Raw genomic sequence first — 19,136 nt, 5'->3', positions numbered from 1 at the left:
CCACGGTCTCATTCGCGGAACCACCCTACTGCGCTGGGCGATCACGGTGCCCCCGCGCCACCCCCCACCGCCGCGTCCCCGGCAGCAGCCTGGCTTTCCTCCGGGCGCGGAGCGAGCCCCGTGAGGCTTCCGGTGTCCCCAAGCCGCAGCAGGAAGGGACGCAGCCGGGTGTAGCGGATGGCGGTGACGGAGCAGGGTTCCACGGAGATGCGTTGGAAGAGGTCGAGGTGCATGCCGAGCGCCTCGGCGACAAGCGACTTGATGATGTCGCCGTGCGAACACATGACGTACGCGGCGTGCTCACCGTGTTCGGCGTCGATGCGGGCGTTCCAGTCCCGTACCGCGTCCACCGCCCGGTGCTGCATGGCGCGCATCGACTCGCCGCCCTGCCCGGGGAACACGGCAGCGGACGGGTGCCGCTGCACGACCTCCATCATCGGCTCATCGGCCAACTCGGCCAACTTGCGGCCGGTCCAGTCGCCGTAGTGGCACTCACCGATCCGCTCTTCGGTGTGCACGGCAAGTTCCGGGCGAGCGGCGATGAGCGGCGCCAGCGTCTCCTGGCAGCGCGGCAGCGGACTGCTCACGGCGGCGGCCAGCGGCAACTCCGCCAGGCGCCCTGGCAGTGCGGCAGCCTGGGCGATGCCGCGTTCGTCGAGCGTCACGCCGGGCGACCAGCCGGCGAGCACGCCCGCGGTATTGGCGGTGGACCGGCCGTGCCGGATCAGGATCAGCGTGGGCATGCCTGACAGCGTACGACCCCCAGTCGATGGCGCTCCCGATGCATACCTCCCGCAGGCGGGGAAGAATGCCCGGGGTGATCGTGGACTGTGCCATCTACCGCGACGGGCGCCGAACGGAGGGCCCCGCGGACTTTTCCGACGCCATCGACCAGGCGCGTAACAGCGGCAACGCGTTCTTGTGGATCGGCCTCTACGAGCCGACTGAGGACGAGTTTGCCCAGGTAACCAGCGAGTTCGGGCTGCACCCGCTGGCCGTGGAGGACGCGCTGCGCGCCCATCAACGCCCCAAGTTGGAGGTGTACGACGACTCGCTGTTCCTTGTCCTCAAGCCCATCCAGTACGAGGAGGGCACCACCACCGTCACCACGGGAGAACTGATGATCTTCATCGGTGACTGCTTCGTGGTGACGGTGCGGCATGGTGAGGCCAACCCGCTCGGTGCCGTACGCGAACGCCTGGAGCACACCCCTGATGTGCTGCAACACGGCCCGACCGCAGTGATGTACGCCGTTTCGGATGCGGTCGTTGACCACTATCTGGAGGTGGCCGATGCGCTCCACACCGACCTAGATGCGCTGGAAGCGGAGGTCTTCACACCGGATGCCGGGGTCGGGGGCGGCTCGGCAGGCCGCATCTATGCCTTCAAACGCAAGGTGTTGGAGTTCCGTCGGGCCACTGCCCCGCTCACCGAGCCCATGGCGCGGCTCGCCGGGGCCACTGTGCCGTTCGTGCACCGACATTCGCAGCCGTTCTTCCGCGACGTCAGCGACCACCTGACGCGCACCAACGACCATGTGGACAGCCTGGATCGACTGCTGTCCGACATCCTCTCGGCGCACCTCGCGCAGATGGGCGTGCGACAGAACGACGACATGCGCAAGATCTCCGCATGGGCCGCGATGATCGCCGTCCCCACGATGATCGCGGGCATCTATGGCATGAACTTCACACACATGCCGGAGTTGTCGCAGGTCTGGGGCTACCCGGCCGCACTCGCGGCCATGGTCATCGCCATCCTCGTGCTGTATCGCATGTTCAAGCGGCGCGGCTGGCTCTAACGCCTGGCGAAGCCGGCCGGGGCAGCAGGTGGTGCGGGCGGCTCCCCCAGTCGAGTGACACGACTGGGCGCTCAGGCCCGTAACCGTGCGGCGGGCGAGGCGTTGTGTTCAGTGACGGCCGTGGCGGGGTAGACCCCCGAGCCCCCACCACGGCCGCTGAACGGGCGGGCTCAGGCGAGCCCGGCGCGCTCCAGCGCCTCAACCCCCGCACGCAGGCCCGCGACCCGCTCATCAAGCGTGAAACCCGCGGGCGCCAGCGACAGCGTGGTCACCCCGGCCTCGGCATAGACCCGCATCCGGTCCGCGATCCGCTCAACAGGACCGACCAAAGTGGTGGCATCGATCAACTCGTGCGGAACGGCGGCAGCCGCGCCGTTCTTGTCGCCAGCCAGGTACTTCTCCTGGATCTCGGCGGCAGCCTTCTCATACCCCATGCGCTGGGCCAGCTTGTTGTAGAAGTTCTGTTTGGCGCTGCCCATGCCCCCCACGTACAGCGCGGTGTACGGGCGGAACTGGTCGGCGAGGCCGCCCACATCGTCGCCGACAGCGAACGGCACGGTGGGCACCACATCGAACCCCGCAAGCTCCTTGCCCGCCTTGGCCCGGCCTGCGCGCACCGCACGCAGCGTGGTCTCCTCCGCGTGCTCGGGAGCGAAGAGGACCAGCAGCGCACCATCGGCGATCTCGCCGGTCTGCTCCAGGTTCTTCGGGCCGATCGCGGCGATGTACAGCGGAATGCGCTCGCGAACCGGGTGCACGGTCAGCTTGATGGCCTTGCCAGGACCGCCCGGGAGCGGCAGCGTCCAGTGCTCGCCCTCGTGGCTGAGCGGCTGCCGCTCCATGGCCTTGCGGATGATCTCCACGTACTCACGGGTGCGGGCCAGCGGCTTGTCGAACTTCACGCCGTACCAGCCCTCGGACACCTGCGGGCCGGAGACGCCAAGACCGAGCCGGAACCGGCCGCCGGAGAGCGAGTCCAAGGTGGCGGCGGTCATCGCGGTCATGGCGGGGGTACGCGCCGGGATTTGGAAGATGCCGGCGCCGACGTCGATCCGCTCGGTCTGCGCGGCGACCCAGGACAGCACGGTGGCCGCGTCGGAACCGTAGGCCTCGGCCGCCCAGCACACGGAATAGCCGAGCCGATCCGCCTCGCGCGCGACGGCCAGATTGTCCGCGTCCATCCCCGCGCCCCAGTAGCCGAGGTTGATGCCAAGCCGCATACCGCTCCCCTTACCCATCAGTAACGTCCCTGTGGCGGGGACTCTAGCGCGCATATCCCCGCTGCGGCAGTGTTGGGTTATCCACAGGCCGCCACGGGCCCGGGCGTGGCCAGTAATGTCAGCGACCATGGAGCAGAGGCATCTCGGCCGTACGGGCCTGCGGGTATCCCGGATTGGGCTTGGCACGCTCACCTGGGGCCGGGACACCGACGAACACGACGCGGCGGACCAGCTCAAGACGTTCTGGGACGCGGGCGGCACGCTCGTGGACACCGCCGATGTCTACGCCGACGGCAGCGCCGAGTACCTACTGGGACAGTTGATCGATGGCCTCGTGCCGCGCCGGGACCTGCTGATCGCGACCAAGGCAGGCAGCGTTCCCGACCCGGACCGGCGCTTCGACGGGTCGCGCGGACATCTGCTGGCGGCGCTCGACGCCTCGCTTGAGCGGCTTGGCACCGACTATGTCGATCTGTGGCAAATCCATGCGTACGACGTGACGACGCCGCTTGAGGAGACCTTGCAGGCCCTGGATATCGCGGTCAGCAGTGGCCGGGCGCGCTATGCGGGCGTTTCCAACTTCTGCGGTTGGCAACTCGCGAAGGCGGCCACCTGGCAGCTTGCGGCCCCGGGCCCGCGCACCCGGTTGGCCAGCACACAGATGGAGTATTCGCTACTCCAGCGCGGAGTGGAGCGCGAGGTGCTGCCCGCCGCACTGGACCTCGGCATCGGCTTACTGCCCTCGTCACCGCTGGGCCGGGGCGTGCTGACCGGCAAATACCGGCATGCGACGCCGGCGGATTCGCGCGGTGCGTCGGAGCATTTGGCGCCGTTCGTCGCCCCCTATCTCGACGACGCGGCCAGCCGGATCGTGGACGCGGTCGCCATCGCCGCTGACGGGCTCTCGGCCACCGCCCTTCAGGTGGCACTCGCATGGGTCCGCGACCGCCCGGGAGTGACCGCCCCCATCGTGGGCGCGCGCAATGCGCAGCAGCTCAGAGCGGCATTGTCGGTGGAGGCGCTTACGCTTCCTGACGAGATTTGTGAGGCGTTGGACGATGTGTCGGCGCCCGTGCACCGCTACCCCGACCATGACTGGAGCACGCTGTGACTTCCGACCGCCCCACGGGCGAGGCCGCCTCCCCTTCCGAGGAGGACACCGCGTCCGAGGGCACCGCCGCGCCGCGCCCCTCGTCGGCCCTTGCCACCGCCGCCGACGCGGATGCGACCGGCATGGTGGCGTCCACCGGGGCCGACCGGGAGGCCGGGGGCACCGGGGACACCGCGAACACCGGGGACACCGGAACAGCCGGGGAAGCCGCGCTGGCGGACCCTCCCAAGGACGCGGCCCCCCAGGCCGGGGGGGCCAGTGAGGCCGCCGCGGACCACGGCGCGGAATCGGCTGCGGACGCCCCCGGTGCACAACGACCCACTCACTCGGCGGGCGTGGACGAGGGCCGGGGCGCAAGGTCGGCCGCTGCTGAGGCGCTGGCCGCCGCGGTGCGGGCCGTGGAGCGAGGTGAGGCCGACGCCGCCTCGTTCTTCAACAGGTCATCCCGCAGGGCAGCGCCGGCCGGCCCCGCTGCCCCGACCGGCGACGGCGCACCTGGCTCACCTCGCCACCCGGGGCCGACCGGGCCCGGACCTACGGCGGCGCACGCCGAGCCCCGGCCCGGTGACGGCTCGTCTTACGGGGGCGCGCCCGCCCGGCCCCGGCCAGAAGCCGATACCGAGTCGCCCGCCCACACATCCGCCGGTGAGGGCGCCTCCGCGGTGAGCTCGGTCGGTGGGCGCACCGCCGGCCCCGGCGCAGGGGACGCAGACAGCCCGGCGACGGATGGCGAGCCGACCCGGCACGGCGGCGCTTCGCGCGCCGCGGCCGAGCCACTTGTCCCCGGGCCGGCCGACGCCAGACCTGCCGATGGGGCAGCGGGGCAGCAGGGGCGCGGGCCGCAGGGGCCGTCATCGGGCGGCCCGGCGGCGAATGCACCGGCAGAGCAGGACGAGACGTCCCGGGTGCTGGCCGCGGGAGGCGCGCCTGAGCAGCTTGCCGGGCCTGTCGTACGGGCCCTTGGCGAGCGGGCAGCCGAGACGTTGCGGGCGGACCCCTGGCAGTTGCTCGCCGTCTTTGGAGTGCGCCCAGAGCAAGCGGATGGTTTCGCGCGGGCCCTGCTGGGCTCCGCGTGCGGGCCCGGCGATGAGCGCCGGTCCCGGGCACTCGTCACCTGGCTGCTGGAGCGCGCGGCGCTGGAGGGGCACACGGCCCTGGAGTCCGCGACGCTGCGTGACGCACTCGGCAAGCAGTCCGTTCCTGACCCGGACCAGGCCTTGCGCGAGGCCATCGCGGAAGGCGGGGTTCTGGTCTTCCAGGACGCCCTGGAGACGCCGGGAACGGCCCGCGCCGCGGCGGACGACGAGGACGAGCAGCCGGTACGCGTGCTACTCGGGCTCGATCGGTACGCGTTGGCCGAAGAGAGCCTGGCCGATGGTCTCGCCCGGCTGATCAACACCTTCGAGGCACACGAGGAAACCGACACCGCCCCACCGGCCAGCGACGCCCCGAGCCCCGACGCCAACACCGACGCTGATACCGATACCGATGTCGATACCGATACCGACAGTGACGGTGACGGTGACGGTGACATCACAGTGCCCGACCCCGATGCCACGGCCGGCGATCAGGCGGCCTCCCCGGCCGTCGCCGTACGGCAGGCCCCGACGTGGGAGGCGGTCGCAGAGGCCGCGCCCGCGCCCTCTGCCGCCGAGTTGATCAGGGCCGTCGCGAGCAATGGAGTGGTCGCGCACAGCGGGGGCGAGGCGGCCCGCGCCGAGCCAGTGGCCCTGATCGCCGCCGCGCAGGCGCGCGGCCTGCGGGCCTACGCCGCCGCGCACACCGACGACGGCAAACGGCGGCTGGCTGCCGCCTGCGAGGCTCAAGGCCTGCCCGCGGCGCTTGCCGTCACGGTCACGGAACTGCTCGCCGGTTCCGAGGGGCCGGGGCGGAACGCGGAGGGCGCGCTAGCGCTCGATGTGCTCGCCGTGCTCGATGCGCCGCAACTCGATGTGGAGTCCGCTGCGGCGCTGGTCGAGTCGTTGTCAGACGGCGCCAGGCTGGTGCTGAGCGGCGACCCGGGAGTGCTCTGGTCGGCGGGTCCCGGTCGAGTCTTCGCCGATCTGCTGGCTGCCCGCGCGTGCCCGCAGGTCGTCTCCCGTACGCCGGACCCGGGCCCGATCGGCGAACTCGTCTCCGGCATCGGAGTCGGTGAACTGAATCAGGTGGAGGCGCCGGGCAAGGAGGTGGTGATCGTGCCCGTACGGGATGCGGGTGAGGCCGTGCACCGCACGGTGCAGTTGGTCGCGGACTCGGTGCCGCGGGTGATCGGGGTGGCGGCGACCGGCACGCAGGTGATCACCGTCGCGCATGGCGGCGCTGTGGGGTCGCGGGCGCTCAATGCCGCGCTCAAGGAGCGGATCAACCCGGGACCTGGGAGGTTCGGCGGCTTCGACCCCGGTGATCGCATCGCGTACGCCGTGGCGCCGGGCCGCGCCGTGACCGGCACGGTGGTCGCGGCCGAGCCCGAGGGGCTGCGAATCGACTGCGCAGGCGAGGAGTTGCTCGTGCCCAGGGCGCGCGTCGCCGACGCGCTGCGGCACGGGTGGGCGATCACGGCCCACCAGGCGGTCGGAGGACGCTGGCCGGCGGCCGTCGTCGTGCTCCCTGGCGACGCGGGTTCGCTGCTGACTCGGGCTTGGATCTATACGGCGTTCAGCCGCGGCGAACGGCATCTGTCCGTGGTCCACGGAGCGGGCGAGGAACTGCCGCGTGCAGTGGCCGAGGTCCCGGCCAAGGAGCGTACGACGCGGTTGCGAGCGCTCCTGCAAGCCCAGAGCCCGGCTATGTGACGCGTCTGCCGGAGTCCAGTGCGGCCCCCGTGGCAGTGGGCCACCCGCTGCCCGCGGTCACCGAACCGGACCTCGCGGGCAGCGGCGGGCGAAGCCGGACGGCCCGGAAAGAAGTTCAGATGGCCCGGGGAGGGGCCGGGCGCGGCCCATGGCACACGCCTGGCCTCAGCCGATGCCGGCCCGGCCCGGTCCGGTCCGGTCAGCAGTGGGCAGTACCCGGCCCAGCGGAGGCAGCCCCCGCTGGGTCAGTGACCGGGGTCGAGGATCTCCAGATCGTCGTCGTCCGCGTCATCGGGTTCCTCGTCGAAGACCGCGCTGACGTCAAAACGGCAGACGATACGCTGCGGGTCCGCATGGTCGAACGGCGCCGCCAGCCACTCCCCCGGCTCGGCTGGCTCGTCGGCAGCCGTCACCCACAGCGTGGAGTCGCCCTCCTCCAGGCCAAACTCCGTGTGCCGAGAGGCGATTTCATCCGGTTCGTACTCCCCGAAGAGCACCCCGAGCGCGGCATGCACACTGCCCCCAACGGCCGCTGCCGACGCGCCATTGCCGGGCAGCCCGTTGCTAGAGACGGCGTCCGGGTCAAGATCAGCGATCCGCTGGGCCTGCGAAAGCAGCCGCTGCGGCTCCGCCACCGCATAGTCCCTGCGGATCAACACGCTGAGCGCGTTCGGCTCGTCCGGCCCGTCATACGCGGGCAGGGTGTCATCGCCGGGGATCTCGAAGGGCGTCACTTCGTCATACGCGTCGTAGAGGAGCTCGTCGTAGCTCTCAGCAGCCGCGGCCAGTTCGTTGAACGCGGCATAGACGGCCGGGTCATCCCCTCCGACCCGCCGTTCGACAGCATCGAGGTGACGGTCCAGTGCGGCTTTGACCGCTTCGGCGGCGGTGCGTACCTCGGCAGCGGATGGCTGCGCAGCATCAGACATAGTGCAGACGCTATCCGTACCAGGGCAGTTCCCGCACAATAGATGCGATGCCGGAATACGAATTCTGCGATGTGTATGTGCCTCGGGGGGTATCCCGCAAGGCCGCCACTCGCCTACTGACCGACCACGCCGAGTACGGACACTGGGAGTTGGACCGCCTACGGCTCAACCCCGACGGCAGCCGCCGAGTGCGGCTGCGCCGCCGAATCATCCGACAGCTCCGCGCCACCTGGTGAAACACTGCGAGCCCCGGTTTGCGGGGCTCGCAGCGTTTCCCAGGATGTTGTTGCTACCCGTGCAGGCAGCGGTTTGGGCCCGCTGGCCCGCCACGAGCCCGGTCGGTCGGGGGCTCATGAGCAGGGCCGGTGCGTAGCCGCTCGCTAGGCTGCCGCGCGCGACCTGCGGTAGAGCACCGCACCCGCGAGGAGCATGCCGACGCTGGCCGGCAGCGCAACTGCCAGCGACCCAGCACCGGTTTCGGCGAGCTGCTCAACGGCCGCGCGGGGAGCCTGCTCGTGGACGGCGACGACCGGTTCGGGCCGGGGTGCGGGCAGTTCCGCGCCACGCTCCGTATGCGTTTCCATCCGCGACGGCCGCTCGGCCGCCGGATCGGACTGCCGCTCGGGCGCCGGTGCGGACGGCTGCTCCGGTGACGGTGCGGACGGCTGCTCGGCAGGCGCCTCACCCTTCGGCTGCACCTCCGGCTTCGGCTCCGGCTGCACGTCAGGCTTCGGCTGCACCTCCGGCTCCGGCTCCGGCTGCACATCAGGCTTCGGCTGCACCTCCGGCTCCGGCTCGTCCCGAGGCTCGTCCCCGGGCTCAGGCCTGGGCTGGGGCTGGGGCTTGGGCTTGGGCTTGGGGGCAGGCTTGGTCTCTGTTGTGGGCTCGGGCTTCGCCTTCGGCGGCGTTACCTCTTCCCGCTGGTGGTCGGGCGGGCTGTGGGGCGTCTGCCGGGCCGTGGAGCCGGAGTCGTTGGTGCAGTCGTTGCCCTTGACCGGATTCAGCAGTCCGACGACGTTGAGACTGTTCCCGCAGGCGTTCAACGGTACGTGCGCCGGCACCTGGGCCAGGTTTCCCGAGCCGACACCGGGCGAGCCGTGCGCGACGCCATTCGCCTGGGCGTCCCCACGCCCAGGCGCCCACTGCTCCCATACCGGCGCGCCGTCGCTCTTCTTTCCGGTCTTGCCGGTCTTGCCGGTCTTTCCGGTGTTGCCGGCCTTTCCGGTGTTGCCGGTCTTGCCCTTACCGGTCTCCTTCTTCGCGCCGGTGTGGCCTCGGTGTGCGTCCTCATTGGTGCACCGGTTGCCCACTGCCGGGTTGAGCAAGCCGACCACATCCACCGTGTTGCCACACGCGTTGGCAGGGATGTGCAACGGCAGCTGTGCGTTGTTGCCGGATAGAGCGCCCGGCGAATGCGTGCTCGCACCGCTGGCACCCGAATCCGCGTGTGCGTAACCGCCAGCCATGGCGAAAACGCCACTGGCGGCGGCCACGGTGATCAGGCCCTTCTTCGCGACCTGTCGCATAGGTTTGGTCCCCTGACTTTCTGCCGTCCGGAAAGCGCAAGAGCACGACTGCGCCTGCGCCCATACCCGGGCGGCCCCGGAGTGCATGGCGCGCACTCCGGGGCCGCCCGGGTCTCACCCCCGCACGGGGATGAGGCACAACGTCACTTGTTGATGCAGGTGTTGCCCACAGCAGGGTTCAGCAGCCCGACCACGGAGACCGTGTTGCCACATACGTTCACCGGCACGTGGACGGGCACCTGAATGTTGTTGCCCGACAGCACACCCGGGGAGCCCACCGCGGCACCCTGCGCGCCCGAGTCGGCGGCGGCGACACCCGCACCGGCAAGCAGCAGGCCACCAGAGGCAGCCGCAGCGGCGACGACCTTCTTGATCATTGTTCCTCCTAGTTGGCAATGCGGCCCAGGCCGCGGGCCGCAAAGCCTGTAACGAAGAGGAGGAAAACGAGCAACGCACACGATGGGGCGTTCACTCTTCCCAGCTAACGCCCCGCTTGTCACTTGCGCTACGCGCCGATGCCGGACTCATCGGCGCGCCATCCGGCAACTCGCGTGCTTAGCAAGCGTCGATGAATCGGTCGAGGACCCGGACTCCGAACTTGAGCCCGTCCACAGGCACCCGCTCGTCCACCCCGTGGAACATCCCAGCGAAGTCCAACTCCGGCGGGAGCTTCAGCGGGGCGAAGCCGAAGCCACGGATACCAAGGTCATCAAAGGACTTGGCGTCAGTACCCGCCGAGAGGCAGTACGGCACGGCGCGCGCGATCGGGTCCTCGGCGCGCAGCGCGGTCTGCATGGCATCGACCAGCGCACCGTCGAAGGTCGTTTCCAGGGCCTTGTCTGCGTGCACATCCTCGCGCTTGACGCGCGGCCCCAAGATGCGGTCAAGGTCGGTGAGGAACTCCTCCTCGAAGCCCGGCAGGAAGCGGCCGTCCACATGCGCGGTCGCCTGCCCGGGAATCACGTTGACCTTGTATCCGGAGCCGAGCATGGTCGGGTTGGCGGTGTTGCGCAGCGTCGCGCCGATGATCTTCGCCAGGCTGCCGAGCTTCTCCAGCGTCGCGTCCATGTCCTCGGGGTCGAGCGGGGTGCCCAGCGCGTCGGAGAGCTCGTCGAGGAAGGACCGTACGGTCTTGGTCACCCGCACCGGGAACTGGTGCCGGCCGAGCCGGCCGACCGCCTCGCTCAGCTCGGTGATCGCATTGTCCTTGTGGATCATCGACCCGTGGCCCGCCGTGCCGTCCACGGTGAGCTTCATCCAGTGCATGCCCTTTTGAGCGGTTTCCACGAGGTAGAGCCGCAGGTTCTCGTTAACGGTCAGCGAGAAACCGCCGACCTCGCTGATCGCCTCATTGACCCCTTCGAAGAGCTCGGGGTGCTTATCGACCAAGAAGCGCGCCCCGTACTTACCGCCCGCCTCCTCATCCGCGAGGAAGGCCAGCACGATGTCGCGCGGCGGCTTGCGCCCGGTACGCAGCCGGTCCCTGACAACGGCCAGGGTCATGGCGTCCATGTCCTTCATGTCCACCGCACCGCGCCCCCAGATGCAGCCGTCGGCGATCTCGCCTGAAAACGGGTGGTGCGTCCAGTCGTCGGCGTTGGCTGGTACGACGTCCGTGTGCCCGTGGATGAGCAGCGCGGGACGCGAACGGTCTTCGCCCTCGATCCGCGCAACGGTCGAGGCCCGGCCCTGGTGCGACTCGAAGATCCGTGGTTCAAGGCCGACCTCGGCGAGCTTCTCGGCGACGTACTCGGCCGCGGCGCGCTCGCCGGGCCCGGAGTGATCTCCGTAGTTACTGGTGTCGATGCGGATCAGGTCCCGGCACAGCTCGACGACTTCCTCTTCGCCGGTGACGGTGGTGGAACCGGTTCCGGCCGGGTTCGACTCGCTCACGCTGCCTCCTCGTCGTTCGTACGCCGCGAGCATCCGCCCTCGGGAGGCGGAGCACCCGCGACGGGGTCCGCCGCCCATACTCCCGTGCCCGCTCGCACAGCCCAAGGCGGTGACGTTGCGGACACGTGCCCGTCACACTGCCCCGTGCGTCCGGCCGTGTGATCGAGCACGCTCGGATGTTTGCTATGGTTTTCCACGTCGGAGCGGGCACAGCCCAGCCGACAGACACCCGGTCCGGGTGGCGGAATGGCAGACGCGCTAGCTTGAGGTGCTAGTGCCCTTTATCGGGCGTGGGGGTTCAAGTCCCCCCTCGGACACCAGCTCAGACCCCTGTTGACCAGGGGTTTTCTGCTTTTCTGGGCTTTACGTGACCCGCAGCGTGACCCGCAGCCCAGCGATCTTGCTTTTAGGTCAGGGCGGAGAGGCCGAGTCGGCCCGCGCCGGAGGCGGCGAGCTTGCGCGCCCCGTCCTTACGTGAGTGGCCGTAGCGGGCCATCGTGTAGCCCGGCGAGTGGTGCCGGACGTTCGCGGAGACCTCTACGGGGTTCTCCCCGGCCTCTAGATCGTTCGTGACCTTGCTGTGCCTCCAGTCGTGAATCCGGAAGTCCTCGGGCAAGTGCAGCCGGTTCCGGAGGGTGCGCCAGCGCGCCGAGACCTTCTCGGGGTCCTGCGGCCCGCCCGCCTCACCCCGGTACAGCTTGAAGCCGTCCCGAGCGAAAACGAGATCGTGATCCACCCAGGCCGCACCAACCCCCTTCCGCTCCACCTCCTGGCGCTCCTTCTGCCATTTCAGAACGTTCATGACGGACTGATCGACATAGATCACGGCGTTGTCATCACCGTCCTTGGTCAGCTTCCGCAGGCGGTAGGTGTTGCCCTCTTCCACCACGACCCAGCCCAGTTCGATGGCGCCTGAGTCCCAGTTGATCAAAGACCACTTCAAACCCAGGGCCTCACTGCGCCGGACGCCAGTGGCGACGTAGACGCTCCACAGAGGGGCGTCACGGAGACAGTGGTGTGTCAGGCCGCCATCACAGACTCGATTGCCACACGGCTCCCACAGGGCCGACAGGAAGCGGCTCGACTGATCGTCATCCAGAGTCGGGTGTTTGCTCTCCTGCGCCTTGATCTGCCGCTGTGTGGGCGGGTGCGCCGTGGCTGCCGGGTTCGCCGGTATCAGCTTGGGTACAGCCGCGCCGAGGGCGCCAGACAGGATGTTGTGCACGTGGCGCACGGACTTGGCCCCCAGGGGCTTCCCCTTGTTGGTGGGACACGGGGCGGACTCCAGCATCCGGTACAAGTCGTCAAGGGTGTCGTCCGTGACATCGCACAGCTTCACGTTGCCGATGTGCGGCTTGATGTGCAGACGGATCTTCGTCTCGTACCCGGCCACGGTCGTTCCCTCCTTCCGATGGTTCGCCAGCCACTTGTCCAGCCAGTCACCCAGCTTCATGTCCGATCGAGCCACGACCTTGCCTGCTTCGTGATCGGTCATCCACTTTCGGAGTGCTCGCTCAGCTTCTGTCTTGGTCTTGTACTCCCGTCCGATCCAGTAGCGCTCTTCCTTTCCTGTCGCCTTGTTGATGTGGCGGGGCGTGCGCACCCCCCACGTATTTGGTCTTCCTTTGCGGGGTATCTCCACGGGAGTCCCCCCAAGCTTGTTGCCTTTTCTGGCCACTCTTGTTAGTTGCCTCTCTCTTCGTTGTGCCACTGGTTGAGGACGGTCCGAGCCTGTTCCGTGAGTTGTCTCCCGTCCCACAGTCCGAGTTCGGTTGCTCGTTTGACTCGCTCGGACATGGTGGCTTTGCCGATGCCGAGGTGAGAGGCAAGTTCGCCTTGCGGGGCGGTGGTTCCCGTGGCGCGCATCCGGGCTAGTTCCGCCACGAGCAAGACGTAATCCAGCTCGCTTAGGCAACGCTTGGGGACCGGGTACGGCTGGTTGAACATCCGGTCCTCTTGTTGGGCCAGGGCCGCGCGGGCTTGTCCCTTCATCTCTGCCAGCGGAATCTGACGAAGGAGGCTGGCCGGGATGCCGTCAGTTTCCGTCGCCTCATCCACGAGTTGTGTGACTCTTTCGTCGGGGTCGGTCCCGCTGATGCCTAGCTGAATGTGCAGGACAGAGGGCCCGTCAAAAGGGGCGTGCACGGGTGATTCAGCAGTGACGGTCCAGGGACCGTACTGGCGGTACCAGTGCAGGACGTCTCCTCGACGTACCCATGTCGCTTCGGGGTCGGGTTGGTTCGTTGGTTCGTTCATGTGAGCACCATAGCATTGAGCGAACTTACTGCAACTAGTTCGGCTTCTGTCGCCTCGGGCTGGCTGTCGCACCGGATTCGTCCGTTTCCGTCAGGGTCTCGACGAAAAGGGCTTGACGGCGCGGGGGGCGGGATGCTTGATTCTCGGTGGGCAGCGGCCCAGCAGGCGAGCCTGGGAGGTGGTTTGACGGACAGACTGATGACGATGAACGAGGTGGCCGCGTACTTGGGTAAGCCACCGTCGTGGGTGTACGGGAACTGGAGAAGGCTGGAGATTCCGTTCCGGAAGGTGGGGCAGGCTCTACGGTGCCGCCCCACAGACTTGGAGAAGTGGTTAGACCAGCAAACCGATTGAGCACAACGCTATATATGAGCCTCCGAGGCCACCTCGGGGGTTTTTTGTTTGCCAGGTAAGGGAGGGCGAAGCCATAGAGACAGTTGAATTGATTTGTGGATGGTGCAGACAGCCTTGGTTGTACAAGCGGCCAAAGGGGAAGGGTGGCCGTAACCCGGCCACCAATCCCAGTCACTTCGCATGCAAGAAGAAGCGGGGGAACGAAAACCGGGCCATATCGCGGGAACGTGAGCGTCTAGGCTTGAAGCGCAAGCCCCACGAGGACGCATTGCAAGTGGCATGGCGCGCTGGCGATCACATAGAAAACGTGGGCTCTTTCGAAAGTGCTACTGATGTAAATTGGCGAGAGGATGAGAGGCATGCCCTGTGTGACATCCAGTATTCTTCCGCTGCCGATAAGCGGACTGTGAACACTTGGTTCCTGGACACACGCGAGCCGAAAGGCGGGGCAGAGACAGGGCGCACCGTGCGTGCCAAACTACCCGTGATCGGGTCGGCTGCTCCGTGGCGCGAGGTCGAAGAGGGGCGAGCACCAGGGGCTTGAACCCGCAGTTCAGGCGACGTAGTGTCCGTTTTTCCTTACTAGTGAGGGGCTTGCTCCTCGGGGTCATGCTCACTGGGCGGTGAGCCTCTGACGCGGACGAGAGTCCGGGCCGGTACCAAGTCCACGGCACGTCGCCGAAATGGGTCTGTGCGGATACCTCACTGTGATAACCGAGGGAATACGTGCGGATTGGTTGCCCTCCCAAAGTTGAGTTGTGTGGGGAGGGGACCAGTTTGCTATACGTTTCCTTCTATGAAGTATCTAAGGCCGCTACAAGGCGGCCTTAGAGTCTAGAAAACTCTTACTTCTATTCCGAAGAGAAGGCCCCGGCCTCCCAAAAGGTCGGGGCCTTACTCATTGATTCTAATTAGTTAGTGGAGGTGTCGCCTTGAGCGACGAACTGAACTTCTCTGAAACCGAAGAGTCTGACAGTTCGGGAGACCCTACGGAAGTGGGTATTCCGGTTGTTGGTGAAGAGGAGATCGTCCCAGTATCGGCGATCCGCGCCGAGGTGCGGCATGAATTCGCTGTTCAGTTGGCCAAGGCCGAGTTGCGCGCCAAGGCCGCAGAGGACGGCTACACCCTTGCCGAGGGAATCACTGACTACATTGACTTTTCCAAGGTGTTGGATAGCGACGGCCACGTAAGGCCGGAAGTTGTGGAGAAGGTGTTGAAGCAATTCGGGAAGGAAAAGATAGAGTGGCCTGATCTTCATGGCGTGGGAACTTTTCCATCAAGGGGCCCGGTGTTTCCGGAATTCAACCTCGATGCGCGTAGGCGCTAGGAGGCACCGCCGTGAATCAAGGTCAACGACCGTTGCAGACCCAAAGGATACCTATGGCTTCGACTTATCAGAATGTTTCTTCCCATACTTTCGTTCCCGCTGTGTGGGATTCCAAGCTCATTACCCAGTTCGACCCGTTGCTTGTCTGGGCTTCGCCTATTGTCGCGAATCGCAAGTATGAGGGTGTCATTCGCCAAAAGGGCGATGTTGTTCACATTAACTCGCTGACCCGGCCATCGGTCGGTACGTACACCCTGCCGGAGGGCATGACGTCTCAGCGGCCGGAGACGGTTGATCAGGCGCTTCCCATCACGGAAGCCAAGTACATTCAGGTTTTGGTCGAAACGATCGAACAACTCCAATCCGCGGGGGCCTTGGAGACCCCGTTGAATCAGCAGATGATCCGGGCCCTGGCCCGTGAGGCAGATACCTTCATGGGTAACCTCATTGTTAAGGGGGCGATGGCTCTTCCCGTCGTCAAGCCCACGGCCGGGAGCCTGCCTCAAAGCCTCTACAGCACCATCTTGGACATGATGCTGGCCCTGGATGGCAACGACATCCCGGACGGCCGTTACGTCGTCGTCTCGCCCCGCGTAAAGCGGTACCTGATCGAGCATCCGGCCATTTCCAACGCAGGCGCCTACGGAGAGGCCGGCGTCACGGCCAACGGGCTCGTCGCGCGGCTCGCCGGCTTCTCGGTGCTCTCCACCACAGCCATGCCGGCAGGCGTGGACATCGTGGCCGGACACTCGGAGTTCACCACCTACGCGAGCCAGTTCACCGGTTTCCGCCTGGGTCAGTCGGAGAAGTACCGGGCCGACTACATCGACTCCCTGCACCTGTACGGCGGAAAGATCGTCCGTTTCCCCGGCCTGGACACCCAGAAAGCAGGCAATACCTTTGATGAGAGTAAGCCGACGAAGGGAATTGTAAAGGCCGCCGTGGAGTGGCCCGCATAAAACGCTGAACCGAAAAAGCCCCCCGCCATTACGGCGGGGGGCTTTTTTATTGTCCAGGAATCGATGGAATGAGTAAGTGGAGGTCAAGAGAGTAGCTATTCAGGGAACCCGTACGCGAAGAAAGGGAGGTGCCCTCGGCGGTACCTATTTACTTACGAACACGCATTACCCCGGGTGGTGGGCGCATAGAGAGTGCGTTGACCTGCGGAAATGCAGATTAGTTATGCATGCGAGACGAGAGTGTTACCAATTAGAAATCTGAATAGCATTGACGTCTAGTCCGTCTAGGGCAGGATTAAAGCCGGTCAACTAAACAGACGAACGTGGGAAGCGGAATGCAGAACGATGGCATTCCAGTCTCCCCGTATATCCAACCCAGACAGCCGAGGGGGGACCGTGCTCAAGACGGTTCAGGTCATCACCTACGAAGAGCGCACCGTGTGCGATGCCTGCCACGCCAAGAGCGGTGCGGACGCGGGAGCGGTAGAGGTTCTGAGACTGGGTGAACGCACATGGGACTTATGCGCGGACCACGCCACACGCTTCGGGGTGTGGCTGGCTGATGCGCTGGACGCTCCCCAGGCGGACAGGCAGAGCACCCCCGAGCCGTGCCCCGACTCGGAGCCTGAGCAGGCCGCAGAACGCGCGCCACAACCCGACTTGGAGCCGTCCGACGTGGAGCCTGCCCGGTCCGTGATGATCGCGGGTGAGGTGCCGGGGTACGACTGGAGCGACGCGCGGGAAGCGGTACGCAACCTTGGCTATCAGGTGGTTGGCCGCGCTGATGACTCCACGGTGTTGCTGATCTTGGGGGAGGGCGGCGACCGCAACGGCACCAAGCTGCGAGATGCGGCAGACCGTGCCATCCCCTGCATGGACGTGCGGGAGCCTGGACGGTTCAAGTCGGCTGTCACCACTGGCCAGTTGAACGGTGGCGACCCGCTTCCCGAGCCTGCCAGGGTAGAACCCAAGGCCATGTCGGAGCGAGAGCGGAACAAGGGCATGCGGGCATGGGCGCGAGAGCAGGGGTACAGCGTGCCCAGCAAGGGACGCATACCCTCTAGCGTCCGACACGCCTACGAGCTGACGCACCGGGACGCGTCGGAGGGAAAAGCGGTAGCGGCCTGAAGGCCGCGCCCCCGGTGCCGACCGCTTCGCGCGGTGGTCGGCACCCCCGGCCCTTCGACCTTAGTACCTGGAAGCAGGCCAGGGGGTACGGGGCACAGTCCAAGCCCAGCGAGCGCGACTACGGCCCCGGTTCCTGGGTGATGTGGACAGCGCCGAGCGGTCGGCGCCGGATGGGCGTCGTCAGTGACGACCCGTTCACCCTGGCCGCTGTCAAGCGGTCGATGCAGGTAGGGCAGTCCAAGGAAGCGCGTTGCAAAGCCGTGGTTGTCCCCGCCGACGGTGGCGACATCTTGCCTCTGTGCCTGCCCAACAGCAACAACCCCCACGCGCTCCTCACGGACGACGGTCGGTGGCGACCGGCCCGCCCCCACCACCAACAAACTCAACAGAGAGCAGTAGCAGCATGATCACTCCCGTTCTGTACGGCCCCATTGGTCGAGCCGTCCGCAAGATCACCCCGTTCTTGGAAGCGGACGCGTTGGGCGCGTACGTGGCCGCACTGTCCATGTGGTCAGCCGCTATCGGTGGCACGGTCAAGGTCTCATCCCGTGGGAGCACCCGACCCGTCCTGCTGTGGTCGGCCCTGGTGGCCGGTACCGGGCGCGGGAAGGGAACCGCGCTGCGGGGGGCGCTTCACGTGTTGAACCAACCGTTAGGGCGCTTCCTGGTGACCCACACGACATCGGGCCTCACGTCCGGGGCGAGCTTGGTCAATCACCTGTGGGAGCAGCAAGAGGCCACGCAGGAGACGGAACGCGGGCGCGACGTGCGGTCTCTAGTGGTCGAAGAGGAATGGACAGAGGTCTTGAAGCGCGTCAAGCGCGATCCCTCATTCACTACCAAGCTTCGGGCCGCGTGGGACGGGGCCACGCTTCGCAACACGACCAAGGAAGAGGCGCAGGAGATACGGGACCCTGCCTTGGTGTTGCACTCCCACATCACTCCGTCCGACTGGGCCAAGTACGTAGGGCAGTCGGACGCGGCCGGAGGCTCGTACAACCGCATCCTGCCTTTCCTCCTCGGTTCGGCGCCCATGCTCGATGACGACCGGGCGACCCTGCCCGCGATCGATGGGGGCGAGCTGGCCGACGCGTACGGCTGGGCCACCGCCAGGCCCCGAATGATCACCCTGGCGGAAGAGGCGCGGCCTCTGTGGCGGATCGTGCGCCGATACGCACGCATCCTGGGTGAGACCCTGCCCCAAGGGCAGGCCGTGTTCATCGAACGCACCGCAGAGCAGACCCTCAGAGTCGCAGCCTGTCTCGCAGCTTCCGAGTGCTCCGAGGAGATCACGGACGAGACGCTGTTCGCGGCCTTCACGCTGGTGCGCCGCTCTGTGCAAGACGCGGTGCGCATCAGCAGGGGAGCCGACGCGCCAAAGAAGAATCGCCAACCGCTCACTCTGGCGGACAAGGTCCGAGCCCGCATCGAACTACACGGTGGGAGGGCGACCTCCTCTCAACTCCTTCCCTATGTGGGGGCGACGGCCGATGAGGTTAAGGCACTGGCCGAAGTCGTCGTCACCGTCGCACGGGAAGGCAAGGCCGGACGTCCGAAGACGGTCTTCACCCTCCGTAGTGACTTTTCGGGCCACGCACAGCGACCCAAAGACGCTCCGAGCCCCAGGCCAGCCGGAACTGAGAGTGAGGGAAATCGCCCTACAGTCGTGCGGATGGACACCTACCGCCCCGCCCCCACACCGGCGTCAGCCCCGCCCCGACCGGTGAGTCAGACAACGGCACCGGTACCGCAAACGACCATCAACCCGTTCCGGGCCCTGCTCTAACTTCTCGAACAGAACAACGAACGCCCCCGCCGATCCGGCAGGGGCGTTCATTT

At 67.0% G+C, this 19,136-nt stretch carries 17 protein-coding genes and 1 tRNA gene; 10 read left to right on the top strand and 8 right to left on the bottom strand.

Annotated features, from left to right (window positions below; all coding sequences use genetic code 11):
• Positions 1-41 precede the first annotated feature (41 nt).
• Positions 42-743, bottom strand: coding sequence for a histidine phosphatase family protein (locus FHS42_RS28245; protein WP_184576936.1), 702 nt, complete (start codon positions 741-743; stop codon positions 42-44).
• A 65-nt stretch (positions 744-808) separates the two neighbouring features.
• On the opposite strand from FHS42_RS28245, the gene corA reads away from it, so the two are divergent.
• Positions 809-1,801 (top strand): magnesium/cobalt transporter CorA, encoded by a 993-nt coding sequence (gene corA / locus FHS42_RS28240; RefSeq protein WP_184576933.1) that lies wholly within the window; start codon positions 809-811, stop codon positions 1,799-1,801.
• A gap of 170 nt (positions 1,802-1,971) precedes the next feature.
• Here the strand turns inward: corA and FHS42_RS28235 are convergent, their stop codons facing one another.
• Entirely contained in the window at positions 1,972-3,021 is a 1,050-nt protein-coding gene (locus FHS42_RS28235) for an LLM class F420-dependent oxidoreductase (RefSeq protein ID WP_184576930.1), read from the bottom strand.
• Between the two features lie 127 nt (positions 3,022-3,148).
• On the opposite strand from FHS42_RS28235, the gene FHS42_RS28230 reads away from it, so the two are divergent.
• A complete protein-coding gene (locus tag FHS42_RS28230) occupies positions 3,149-4,132 on the top strand; it encodes an aldo/keto reductase (protein ID WP_184576927.1) in 984 nt (327 codons plus the stop codon).
• The gene (locus tag FHS42_RS28225) at positions 4,129-6,924 is read left to right on the top strand and encodes a helix-hairpin-helix domain-containing protein (protein ID WP_312867069.1); all 2,796 of its coding nucleotides are present in this window, start codon (positions 4,129-4,131) and stop codon (positions 6,922-6,924) included. Before FHS42_RS28230 ends, FHS42_RS28225 begins: the two co-directional genes overlap by 4 nt.
• 245 nt (positions 6,925-7,169) lie before the next feature.
• Here the strand turns inward: FHS42_RS28225 and FHS42_RS28220 are convergent, their stop codons facing one another.
• Positions 7,170-7,853, bottom strand: a complete 684-nt coding sequence (locus tag FHS42_RS28220; RefSeq protein ID WP_184576925.1) for a hypothetical protein — start codon at positions 7,851-7,853, stop codon at positions 7,170-7,172.
• A 47-nt stretch (positions 7,854-7,900) separates the two neighbouring features.
• On the opposite strand from FHS42_RS28220, the gene FHS42_RS28215 reads away from it, so the two are divergent.
• Positions 7,901-8,089 (top strand): DUF5703 family protein, encoded by a 189-nt coding sequence (locus FHS42_RS28215; RefSeq protein WP_018537156.1) that lies wholly within the window; start codon positions 7,901-7,903, stop codon positions 8,087-8,089.
• 144 nt (positions 8,090-8,233) lie between these two features.
• On the opposite strand, the gene FHS42_RS28210 is transcribed toward FHS42_RS28215, so the two are convergent.
• The 3 genes from FHS42_RS28210 to FHS42_RS28200 form a co-directional block, all read right to left on the bottom strand.
• A complete protein-coding gene (locus FHS42_RS28210) occupies positions 8,234-9,379 on the bottom strand; it encodes a chaplin family protein (RefSeq protein ID WP_184576922.1) in 1,146 nt (381 codons plus the stop codon).
• A 143-nt stretch (positions 9,380-9,522) separates the two neighbouring features.
• Positions 9,523-9,756, bottom strand: coding sequence for a chaplin (locus FHS42_RS28205; RefSeq protein WP_184576919.1), 234 nt, complete (start codon positions 9,754-9,756; stop codon positions 9,523-9,525).
• 178 nt (positions 9,757-9,934) lie between these two features.
• Complete coding sequence (locus FHS42_RS28200) at positions 9,935-11,272, bottom strand: M20/M25/M40 family metallo-hydrolase (RefSeq protein WP_184576916.1); 1,338 nt, start codon at positions 11,270-11,272, stop codon at positions 9,935-9,937.
• A 232-nt stretch (positions 11,273-11,504) separates the two neighbouring features.
• Here FHS42_RS28200 and FHS42_RS28195 point away from each other — a divergent pair.
• Positions 11,505-11,592 (top strand) — tRNA-Leu (locus FHS42_RS28195).
• An 86-nt stretch (positions 11,593-11,678) separates the two neighbouring features.
• On the opposite strand, the gene FHS42_RS28190 is transcribed toward FHS42_RS28195, so the two are convergent.
• Both FHS42_RS28190 and FHS42_RS28185 read right to left on the bottom strand, forming a co-directional pair.
• The gene (locus FHS42_RS28190; protein WP_184576913.1) at positions 11,679-12,875 is read right to left on the bottom strand and encodes a tyrosine-type recombinase/integrase; all 1,197 of its coding nucleotides are present in this window, start codon (positions 12,873-12,875) and stop codon (positions 11,679-11,681) included.
• Positions 12,876-12,955: 80 nt separating this feature from the next.
• The gene (locus tag FHS42_RS28185; RefSeq protein WP_184576910.1) at positions 12,956-13,528 is read right to left on the bottom strand and encodes a helix-turn-helix domain-containing protein; all 573 of its coding nucleotides are present in this window, start codon (positions 13,526-13,528) and stop codon (positions 12,956-12,958) included.
• Positions 13,529-13,660: 132 nt separating this feature from the next.
• Here FHS42_RS28185 and FHS42_RS28180 point away from each other — a divergent pair, with 132 nt between their 5' ends.
• From FHS42_RS28180 to FHS42_RS28160, 5 genes are all read left to right on the top strand, one after another.
• On the top strand, positions 13,661-13,882 hold the full coding sequence (locus FHS42_RS28180) for a helix-turn-helix domain-containing protein (RefSeq protein ID WP_312867068.1): 222 nt from the start codon (positions 13,661-13,663) through the stop codon (positions 13,880-13,882).
• Between the two features lie 932 nt (positions 13,883-14,814).
• Complete coding sequence (locus FHS42_RS28175) at positions 14,815-15,210, top strand: hypothetical protein (RefSeq protein ID WP_184576908.1); 396 nt, start codon at positions 14,815-14,817, stop codon at positions 15,208-15,210.
• 53 nt (positions 15,211-15,263) lie between these two features.
• Positions 15,264-16,169: a phage major capsid protein gene (locus FHS42_RS28170; protein ID WP_184576907.1), complete on the top strand. Its 906-nt coding sequence runs from the start codon at positions 15,264-15,266 to the stop codon at positions 16,167-16,169.
• A 396-nt stretch (positions 16,170-16,565) separates the two neighbouring features.
• Positions 16,566-17,297 carry an Lsr2 family DNA-binding protein gene (locus FHS42_RS38745; RefSeq protein WP_312867067.1) on the top strand — a complete coding sequence of 244 codons (732 nt, stop codon included), beginning with the start codon at positions 16,566-16,568 and terminating at the stop codon, positions 17,295-17,297.
• A gap of 403 nt (positions 17,298-17,700) precedes the next feature.
• Entirely contained in the window at positions 17,701-19,083 is a 1,383-nt protein-coding gene (locus FHS42_RS28160) for a DUF3987 domain-containing protein (RefSeq protein ID WP_184576903.1), read from the top strand.
• Positions 19,084-19,136: the final 53 nt, after the last annotated feature.

The sequence above is a fragment of the Streptomyces zagrosensis genome (assembly GCF_014203645.1).
Classification (GTDB): Bacteria; Actinomycetota; Actinomycetes; order Streptomycetales; family Streptomycetaceae; genus Streptomyces; species Streptomyces zagrosensis.
This window is presented reverse-complemented; position numbering and strand designations above follow the sequence as displayed.